General features: G+C 27.9%; 6 protein-coding genes and 1 pseudogene. 5 read left to right on the forward strand and 2 right to left on the reverse strand.

The features are described from left to right. Positions 1–248 (reverse strand): annotated as a pseudogene (locus RDX53_RS13295) (hypothetical protein); the annotation flags it as partial. A 297-nt stretch (positions 249–545) separates the two neighbouring features. Here RDX53_RS13295 and RDX53_RS13300 point away from each other — a divergent pair. The 5 genes from RDX53_RS13300 (at position 546) to RDX53_RS13320 (ending at position 6,552) form a co-directional block, all read left to right on the forward strand. Beyond that, on the forward strand, positions 546–1,004 hold the full coding sequence (locus RDX53_RS13300) for a MarR family transcriptional regulator (RefSeq protein ID WP_307994322.1): 459 nt from the start codon (positions 546–548) through the stop codon (positions 1,002–1,004). A 115-nt stretch (positions 1,005–1,119) separates the two neighbouring features. Then, positions 1,120–3,414, forward strand: a complete 2,295-nt coding sequence (locus RDX53_RS13305) for an ABC transporter ATP-binding protein (RefSeq protein ID WP_295576063.1) — start codon at positions 1,120–1,122, stop codon at positions 3,412–3,414. Next, positions 3,407–5,269 carry an ABC transporter ATP-binding protein gene (locus RDX53_RS13310; protein WP_307994323.1) on the forward strand — a complete coding sequence of 621 codons (1,863 nt, stop codon included), beginning with the start codon at positions 3,407–3,409 and terminating at the stop codon, positions 5,267–5,269. Before RDX53_RS13305 ends, RDX53_RS13310 begins: the two co-directional genes overlap by 8 nt. A gap of 85 nt (positions 5,270–5,354) precedes the next feature. Beyond that, complete coding sequence (locus tag RDX53_RS13315; protein ID WP_307994324.1) at positions 5,355–5,807, forward strand: YaiI/YqxD family protein; 453 nt, start codon at positions 5,355–5,357, stop codon at positions 5,805–5,807. Between the two features lie 106 nt (positions 5,808–5,913). Beyond that, positions 5,914–6,552, forward strand: a complete 639-nt coding sequence (locus RDX53_RS13320) for an HAD family hydrolase (RefSeq protein ID WP_243269595.1) — start codon at positions 5,914–5,916, stop codon at positions 6,550–6,552. A gap of 68 nt (positions 6,553–6,620) precedes the next feature. On the opposite strand, the gene RDX53_RS13325 is transcribed toward RDX53_RS13320, so the two are convergent. Beyond that, the gene (locus RDX53_RS13325; protein ID WP_195930966.1) at positions 6,621–7,736 is read right to left on the reverse strand and encodes a DEAD/DEAH box helicase; all 1,116 of its coding nucleotides are present in this window, start codon (positions 7,734–7,736) and stop codon (positions 6,621–6,623) included. Positions 7,737–7,916 lie beyond the last annotated feature (180 nt).

Consider the following 7,916-nt stretch of genomic DNA (forward strand, 5'->3'; position numbering starts at 1 on the left):
TTGTCAAAAACGAGTTTTAATGGAAATTTTAAATCATCTTTTGTTATTTCGCCTTTTAAGCTTCCATCTTCAACTACCATTATTCTAGAACCTTGGTAAATAGCAAAATTTTGTCCATAATTATAATATAAAGTTTTTGTAGGAACTTTTTCTCCAAATTCAAATGATCTAACATTTCGAGTTGTTCTTACAACATCTCCATGTTCAATAATAGGATAATAAAAACATTCAAATTTAAATTTATCCATAGTTATCCCCCCTGTAAAATAAAAATAATTAAATATGTACATAATTAATTATAGCTATAAAAATAGAATTTTGCATAAAAATTTAGAATTAAAAATAAAAAACAAAAAAATACAAAACCTTTTAAAAGCATTTAAAATATAGAAAAAATAATGGTTTAAAAATAATAATCTTTTATAAAGTAAGTATAATAATATTGACAAAATAAAAAAGGTTGATATAATAAATAGTTGAATAAGGAAACTATTTATAAAAGAAAATATTGAAAGAGTAAATTTAAGTTAAGGGAGATGAAAAAATTGTGTGATAATATAGAAATAAATAAAGAGCTTTTCGATGTTATAATGCGATTAAAAAGACAATCACATGGAAATATTAAATTAAAAGATTTATATGCAGGTGAGTTTATGGCATTAAGAATTATCTACAAATTAAAAATGGATGAAGATAAAGATTCCCTAGGAGTTAAAACATCTGATATAAGTAATTGCATGTTTATGAAAAAACCTGCAACTTCAAAAATGCTAAATAACTTAGAAGATAAAGGATACATAATTAGACTATCTGATAAAAAAGATAGAAGAATTACTTATATTGATTTAACACAAAAAGGTATTGATTTACTTGAAAAACACCATAAAGAAATGGTTGATTACACAAATTTAGTAATAAGTAAATTAGGTAAAGAAGATACAGAAACACTTGTAGACTTACTTAATAAATTAAGCGACATAATGGAAGATCTAAATAAAAATTAATATTATTAAATAAAATTCTAAAGGCATAGAATTGAAATTTTATTGGTATATATTAAACTAAATTATAATTTTTAATAAATTATAAAATTAAAATCATTTTAAGAAAGGATTGGCTATGACAAAATTATTTAAGTATTTGAAACAGTCTTGGGTAGCTATTTTAACAATATTAATATTATTAGCATTACAGGCTACTACAGAATTATCATTACCAACATATACTTCAAATATAGTAAACGTTGGTATACAACAATCAGGTATAGAAAATGCCACTATAAAAGCTATCAGAGAAAGTGAGATGGATAAGTTAACAACTTTCATGAGTGATAGCGATAAAAACAAAGTCCTAGATAACTACAAATTAATTAATAAGGACAATTTAAGTGAAGATGAATTTAACAAATATAAAGATGATTATCCAGCTATAAAAGATGAATCTTTATATATATTAAATACAAAAGATAAAGAAACTATTGAAAAACTTAGTGACATATTAGCAAAACCAATGTTACTAGTTTACAATATAGAAAACAGCTCAGAAGGAAATAAACTTTCAGCCTCTATGACGTCTAAGTTAGCTCCAAGTGCTAACCAAACAAACATGGATCCAAGCCAAATGGCTAAGTTTATGGATAAGGATGGGAAATTTGATATATTTGCATATATAAATGCAATGCCTAACGATGCAAAAGAAGATATATTATCTCAAATAGATAAACAATTTGTTAATCTACCAGAGACAATGTTAGACCAAGGAGCAATAACATTTGTTAAAGCTGAATATAAAGCAATGGGTGTTGATTTAGACAGTCTTCAAATGAATTATATATTTATGACTGGTCTAAAAATGATAGGTTTAACAGTAATAAGTGTAATATGCTCTGTAACAGTTGGATTTATGGCGGCTAGAGTAGCAGCTACATTAGGTAAAAACTTACGTGCTATGACATTCAAAAAAGTTATGAATTTCTCTAAAAAAGAAATTAGTGAGTTTTCAACTGCATCACTTATAACTCGTAGTACAAATGATATACAACAAATACAACAGATGATGGTTATGATGCTTAGAATGGTATTCTTCGCACCATTTATGGCTATCGGAGGGATTATAAAAGCACTAAGTACAAATCTTTCAATGAGTTGGATTATAGCTCTTGGAGTAGTATGTGTATTTGGTATAGTTTTAGTAATGTTTACTGTTGTAATGCCTAGATTCAAAAAACTACAAAATCTTGTAGATAGATTAAACTTAGTAACAAGAGAAATACTTACAGGACTTGGAGTTATTCGTGCATTCAGCAACGAAAAATTTGAAGAAGATAGATTTGACGTAGCAAACCAAGATTTAACAAAAGTAAATATGTTTGTAAATAGAATGATGTCATGTATGATGCCAGCTATGATGCTTATAATGAACTTAATTTCTATATTAATAGTTTGGGTTGGTGCCAAAAATATAGATTTAGGAAATATGCAAGTTGGGGATATGATGGCGTTTATTCAATATACTATGCAAATAGTAATGTCATTCTTAATGATATCAATGATATCAGTTATGATGCCTAGAGCAGCAGTATCTGCAAATCGTATAGATGAGGTATTAACAACTGATATATCAATAAAAGAAGTTGAAAATGTTGAAAAATTTGATGATGATAAAAAAGGTTTAGTAGAGTTCAAAAATGTATCATTTAAATACCCAGATGCTGATGAAAAAATACTTCACGATATTTCATTCACAGCAAAACCAGGCCAAACAACAGCCTTTATAGGAAGTACAGGTAGTGGTAAATCAACTCTAATAAACTTAATACCTAGATTCTACGATGTAACTGAAGGTGAAATAAAAGTAGATGGAATAAACATAAAAAATGCTTCAATACACGATTTAAGAGAAAAAATAGGTTATGTACCTCAAAAAGGTGTATTATTCAGTGGAACAATAGAATCTAACATAAAATACGGAAATAAAAATGCAGGTGAAGATTTAGTAGAAACTGCATCAAGAGTAGCTCAAGCTACAGAATTTATAGACTCTAAACCAGATAGATATGAAACTCCAATATCACAAGGTGGTTCAAATGTATCAGGTGGTCAAAAACAAAGATTATCTATTGCAAGAGCAATTGCTAAAGAACCAGAAATATATATATTTGACGATAGTTTCTCTGCACTTGACTTCAAGACTGATGCAAAACTACGTAAAGCATTAAAAGAAGAAACAGGAGATGCGACTGTTTTAATAGTAGCTCAAAGAATAAGTACTATACTTCATGCTGAGCAAATAGTAGTTCTAGATGAAGGTAAAGTTGTTGGAATAGGAAATCATAAACAACTTCTAAAGAATTGTGAAGTATATAAAGAAATTGCTTTATCACAACTTTCAAAGGAGGAGCTAGAAAATGAGTAATGATAATAGAAGAGGGCCTGGACGTGGACCTATGGGACATGGCCGTGGAATGATGCCTGGCGAAAAAGCAAAAGACTTTAAAGGTACTATGAAAAAATTAATGTCTTATTTGGGTAAATATACTTATGCTATTATAGCAGTATTTATATTCGCTATAGGTAGTGTTGCATTCTCAGTAATAGGGCCTAAAGTTTTAGGAAAAGCGACAACAGAGATATTTAATGGATTAATAGGAAAAATCTCTGGTGGAGATGGAATAAACTTTGACAGAATAAAAATAATCTTATTAACTTTAGGAGGTTTATATTTAGTAAGTGCGATACTTTCTTTTATACAAGGCTTTATAATGAGTGGTATATCTCAAAAATTAGCGTATAACTTGAGAGATGAGCTTTCTAAAAAAATAAATAGATTGCCAATGAGTTATTTTGATAAAACTACAAATGGTGAAGTATTATCTAGATTTACAAATGATATAGACACTTTAGCACAAAGTTTAAATCAAAGTTTAACTCAAATAATAACAGCAGTAACTACTTTAGTTGGTGTATTTATAATGATGCTTACAATAAGTGGTGTTATGACGGTTGCAGCACTTGTAATAATACCAATTGGGATGTTTGTAATATCAATGATAATAAAAAGATCTCAAAAATTCTTCGCACAACAACAAGCATTTTTAGGAAATGTAAATGGTCAAGTTGAAGAACTATACGGTGGACACTTAGTTGTTCAAGCATTTAACGGTCAAGAAGATGCTATAGAAAAATTTGATGTAACTAACGAAAAATTATATCAATCAGCATGGAAATCACAATTCTTATCAGGTTTAATGCAACCTTTAATGAGTTTTGTTGGTAACTTAGGATATGTTTTAATATCTATATTAGGAGGATTTTTAGTAATTAAAAATTCTATAGAAGTTGGGGATATACAATCATTTATCCAATATGTAAGACAGTTTAATCAACCATTAAATCAAATTGCACAAATATCAAATCAATTACAAGCGACTGCTGCATCAGCTGAGAGAATATTTGCATTCTTAGCTGAAGAGGAAGAACCAGTAACAGAAAACGACTCAGTTAAAGTTACTAGACATGATGGAGAAGTTATATTTGACCATGTTAGATTTGGATATGATGAAAATAAAGTAATAATAAAAGACTTTAATGCTAAGGTTAAACCAGGTCAAAAAATAGCTATAGTAGGTCCAACAGGAGCTGGTAAGACTACTATAATTAAATTACTTATGAGGTTCTATGATGTGAATAGTGGTGCAATATACGTAGATGGTAAAAATATAAAAGATTACAATAGACAAGAGCTTAGAAGCCATTTTGGTATGGTTTTACAAGATACATGGCTATTTAGTGGTTCTATAAAAGACAATATAAAATACGGAAAACTAGATGCTACAGATGAGCAAGTAAAACAAGCAGCTAAAGCAGCACATGTAGACCATTTTATAAAAACTTTACCATCTGGATATGATATGGTATTAAACGAAGAGGCAAGCAACGTTTCACAAGGTCAGAAACAATTACTTACAATAGCTCGTGCAATACTTGCGGACCCAGAAATACTAATATTAGACGAAGCTACAAGTTCAGTTGATACAAGAACAGAAGTATTAATTCAAAAAGCGATGGATAATCTAATGGAAAACAGAACAAGTTTCATAATAGCACATAGATTATCTACAATAAGAAATGCAGACTTAATATTAGTTATGAAAGATGGAGATATAATAGAACAAGGAACACATGAAGAGTTATTAGCTCAAGATGGATTCTATACTAACTTATATAACTCTCAATTTGACAATGACGAGGACCAAGAACAAGCTGTATAATATTAAAAAGGGGATATCGCCTAATAGGTGAATATCCTCTTTTTTAATTCTAAGGGAATTATATTTATGATATTAAGGAGAGAAAATGAGAATATTGATAGATGGAGATGGATGTCCAGTAATAGATGAATGTATAAAAATATCAAATAAATTTAAAATAGAATCTATAATATTTTGCGATACATCGCATTATTTCGATAATAAAAACGTAAAGGTAGTTGTGATATCAAAAGGTGTTGATGCTGTTGATTTTGCTATTTTGAAAAACTTACAAAATGGAGATATAGTAATCACACAAGATTATGGTCTTGCATCATTAGTACTAAGCAGAAATTCATATGCAATAAACCAAAATGGCATGGTCTATACAGACGAAAATATAGAAGAACTATTATTTTCAAGATATATATCTAAAAAAATGAGAAATAGTGGAGCTAGATTAAAAGGACCTAAAAAAAGAGATAAATCTCAAAATACAGTTTTTGAGCAAAATCTTGAAAAATTAATTTTAGAAAAGATAACAAAAGAAAAACTTTAAATTATATTTATTAATCAAATATGCTTGTAAAAATAATACACTTACTGCTATCATTAAGGTATTGTTAATTGTTGTTAAATTATAATATTAAATGGGAGAAATTTGTATGACGAAAAATTTTAAAGATATCGATAGTATAATATTTGACTTAGACGGAACACTATGGGATTCAAGAAAAGAAGTTGCAGATTCTTGGAGTGAAATAATAAAACAATATGATTATAAAAGGCAAGATGTAAGTTTTCAAGAAATAAATGATTTAATGGGAAAAACTATAGATGAAATAGAAGATATATTATTCCCAGATATACCTAAAGAAAAAAGAACAGAAATATTAGCTGAAGCTTGTAAACATGAAAATGAATATCTAGCTAAATACGGAGCAAGATTATTTGATAATTTAGAAGATACTCTTGAAAATCTTTCTAAAAAATATAGATTATTTATAGTAAGTAACTGTCAAACAGGTTATATTGAGGCATTTTTAAATTATTATAATTTAGATAAGTACTTTGAAGATTATGAACATCCTAAAAAGCCTGAAACTGTAAAATCTGACAATATCAAATTAATAGCAAAAAGAAATAACTTAAAAAATCCAGTTTATGTAGGCGATACTCAAGGAGATGCAAATGCAACAAAAGAAGCTGGACTAGAATTTATATATGCTAGTTATGGTTTTGGAAATGTAGAAGAATATAAATACAAAATCGAAAAAATAGAAGATTTACTTGATTTAGTATAAACATAAATTTAAAATAAAAACTCCTATTAATAAATTTTTATTGATAGGAGTTTTACTTATATAAGATATTATTTATCTAATTCAACTAATCTTCTTGGTATTTGATATTTTATATCGCTTTCAATTTTTTCAAGTGTTTTAGAGTTTTTTGGATCGACAAACATACATGTATATCCATCATTACCTATTCTACCAGTTCTACCGATTCTGTGGATATAATCTTCACTAGTCTCTGGAATATCATAGTTGTATATATGTGTAATTCCTGTTATATCTAGACCTCTAGAAGCAACATCTGTAGCTATTAGATATTGTAAGTCAGCTTTTCTAAATGATTTTATAATTCTCTCACGTTTTGCTTGTGGGATATCACTATGTAGTTTTTCACAATTATATCCTTTTACTGCAAGAGCCTCATCTAGTGCATCAACTCTTCTTTTTGTTCTACAGAATATTATAGCCATAAATGGATTATCTTCATCTAAAACTTTACATAAGGCTTCTTGTTTATGTCTATCTGTAGTTTCAACAACTTCTTGTTTTATAGTATCTAAAGTTATTTCTTTAGATTTGATAGTTACCTCAACTGGGTCTTTCATATATCTATAAGCTAGTTTCTTAACTTGTGAATCAAGTGTTGCAGAGAAACAAAGTGTTTGACGTTTTTTATTAGTTTCTTTTATGATTGCCTCGATTTCGTTTTTGAACCCCATAAGTATCATTTGGTCAGCTTCATCAAGCACAAGAGTATTTAATTTGCTTAAATCGATTGATTTTCTGTCTAAATGGTCTAAAAGACGTCCAGGAGTAGCTATAACTAATTGTATATTTCTTTTTAGCTTGTTAAGTTGTGATTTTATATCTTTACCACCATAAGCAGCTAATATATTTATATTTTTATCTTTATTTAATTTTTCTGCTTCATTATATATTTGTATAGCAAGCTCTCTAGTAGGGGCTAAGATAAGTGCTTGTATATTTTCATTTTTAGCAGATATAGAATCAAAAACAGGTATTAAGAAAGCAAGAGTTTTTCCTGTACCAGTTTGAGATTGAGCAAGTATATCTTTATTATTTTTTATAAGAAGTATACTTTCTTCTTGGATAGGTGTCGGTGTCTTTATCCCATTTTTCTTAAGTGTATCTATTAATTCATCGCTTATTTTTAAATCTTTAAAATTCATAATCGTACCTCTTTCAAATAAATCTACCTTAACAATATAACATAATAACTTATTAAATTATATATATTATAACCATATAACGCTAAAAATTAGGATAGTATTTCTAAACTAATAAAAAATTAATATAAACACAAATTTATAAATACTAAGTTTGAAAAGTAGCTAATCTAAACTTTTTGA

Origin of the sequence: uncultured Intestinibacter sp., from assembly GCF_902468165.1 — a bacterium.
In the GTDB taxonomy this organism is placed as follows: Bacteria; Bacillota; Clostridia; order Peptostreptococcales; family Peptostreptococcaceae; genus Intestinibacter.

Coding starts and splice junctions, on each gene's coding strand:
- RDX53_RS13310 (WP_307994323.1), top strand. CDS start 3,407: ATGAGTAATGATAATAGAAGAGGGCCTGGACGTGGACCTATGGGACAT.
- RDX53_RS13325 (WP_195930966.1), bottom strand. CDS start 7,736: ATGAATTTTAAAGATTTAAAAATAAGCGATGAATTAATAGATACACTT.
- RDX53_RS13305 (WP_295576063.1), top strand. CDS start 1,120: ATGACAAAATTATTTAAGTATTTGAAACAGTCTTGGGTAGCTATTTTA.
- RDX53_RS13315 (WP_307994324.1), top strand. CDS start 5,355: ATGAGAATATTGATAGATGGAGATGGATGTCCAGTAATAGATGAATGT.
- RDX53_RS13320 (WP_243269595.1), top strand. CDS start 5,914: ATGACGAAAAATTTTAAAGATATCGATAGTATAATATTTGACTTAGAC.